The organism is Caballeronia arationis (genome assembly GCF_001544975.2).
Lineage (GTDB): Bacteria > Pseudomonadota > Gammaproteobacteria > Burkholderiales > Burkholderiaceae > Caballeronia > Caballeronia arationis.
The window spans coordinates 1-1,419 of record NZ_FCOG02000436.1; the positions used below are offsets into that span (position 1 = coordinate 1).

General features: G+C 62.0%; 1 protein-coding gene and 3 pseudogenes. 3 read left to right on the forward strand and 1 reads right to left on the reverse strand.

The window, feature by feature from the left end; genetic code table 11:
• Nucleotides 1–7 precede the first annotated feature (7 nt).
• The 3 genes and pseudogenes from AWB81_RS42940 to AWB81_RS46690 form a co-directional block, all read left to right on the forward strand.
• Nucleotides 8–849 (forward strand): annotated as a pseudogene (locus tag AWB81_RS42940) (TrbG/VirB9 family P-type conjugative transfer protein).
• Nucleotides 850–851: 2 nt separating this feature from the next.
• Entirely contained in the window at nt 852–1,001 is a 150-nt protein-coding gene (locus AWB81_RS44455) for a hypothetical protein (RefSeq protein WP_235026257.1), read from the forward strand.
• Nucleotides 992–1,108, forward strand: a pseudogene (locus AWB81_RS46690) (single-stranded DNA-binding protein); the annotation flags it as partial. The gene AWB81_RS44455 and the pseudogene AWB81_RS46690, both read left to right, overlap by 10 nt.
• On the opposite strand, the pseudogene AWB81_RS46695 reads toward AWB81_RS46690, so the two are convergent.
• Nucleotides 1,098–1,419: pseudogene (locus AWB81_RS46695) on the reverse strand (hypothetical protein); the annotation flags it as partial. The pseudogenes AWB81_RS46690 and AWB81_RS46695 overlap by 11 nt on opposite strands.

A 1,419-nucleotide genomic window follows, 5' to 3' on the forward strand; every position in this document is an offset into this window, starting at 1 on the left:
GCCGGTCATCGGCATCTGTGTTCTCGCTGCGTGCGCAGCGTTGCTCGCTCAACCGGCTGTGGCCAAGAAAGCCGCGAGCGACTCGGCGTTCAATGCCGCGATGGTTGCTGGCGACCCGATGAGCCCGATTAACCCGTTCAACGGCGGGGCGGACCCTTTGACGATGCCCGGCGACGCGCGCATCGGCGTGTTCCCGTACAGCCGCGACCAGATCTATCGCGTGCTGACCGCGCCGCTGAAGCTCACGACGATCGAGTTGGAGAAGGGCGAGAAGCTGATCGCCGACCCGGCGATGGGCGACAGCGTCCAGTGGGAGATCGACGACGACAAGATGAACCATGTATTCATCAAGCCCCACAAGGCGGACCTGGTCAACACGCTCCATTTGACGACCAACCTGCGCGAGTACGACTTCACGCTTATCGCGTCGCCGGCGGGTGGCATGTTCTATCAAACCGTGCGTTTCCAGTACCCGCGCGCACCGATGGCCCGCGCCAGCGCACGGGACGACGCGACGGCGAACAGTGCTCGCGGCGGTGCCGATTCGGGAAGCATCAGTGTGGCGCCGGACAAGCTCAACTGGGACTACAGCGTCGATGGCCGCGCCGAGTTCACGCCGGAGACTGTCTTCGACGACACGGCCATGCGGTCTGGATGCGCATGCCTGCAAAAGCGCAGGAGTGGCCGGTTCCGTTCATTCTCGACCACGGCGATCGCGTCGTTGCGAACTTCATTCGCCGCGGGGACTTCCTTGTCCTCCAGCGTCTGGCCGACGAGATCGTTCTGCGTTCCGGCAAGGACGAGGTTACGGTGACGCGCGGCCGCCGCCGCTTGCTCGGGGTGTTTTGACCGTGGCGAAGAAACCGGACTCGGCTACGCCCAGCGCGGAGCAAGAAGCACTCGTTAAAGGCAAGACGCCGCGCAATGCGATCATGAGCATCGGCATTCTTGCTGCTGTCGTGATCGGTGACCTCGGCTTCTACTATCAGCTATCCGGCTAGCAACGACCGATCGCTACAAGGACAAGTCCTCAGGCGAAATGAAAGAGCAGACCGAGTGGCATCGAGTGTCGTTTTTCGGCCGCTTGGCTGAGATCGTCAACGAGTATCATCGCCAATGGGCGACGACTGCTCCGGGTATTCAGCCAGCGCTTGCGGTTTTTCGTCTTCAGCAGATGCCGACTTTACCTGCGTTTCGATTGCCGCTGCTCCTCTGTCGGTAACCTCGCTGTGTTGGGCCGCCGTGTGCGCTTGGTCGGCCGTGGGAATGAGACCCACGCTTCCCCGGCCGCGCAGTGCGTCGTCGGCAAGACGTTTGAGCAGCGCGGCCCGTTGCCTTGGATTCGAGACCGCCATTAATGCAGCAAACAAAGTGGGCGTGACAGCTTCGCTGACGGTCAGCTTAATCTCAATAGCCCCT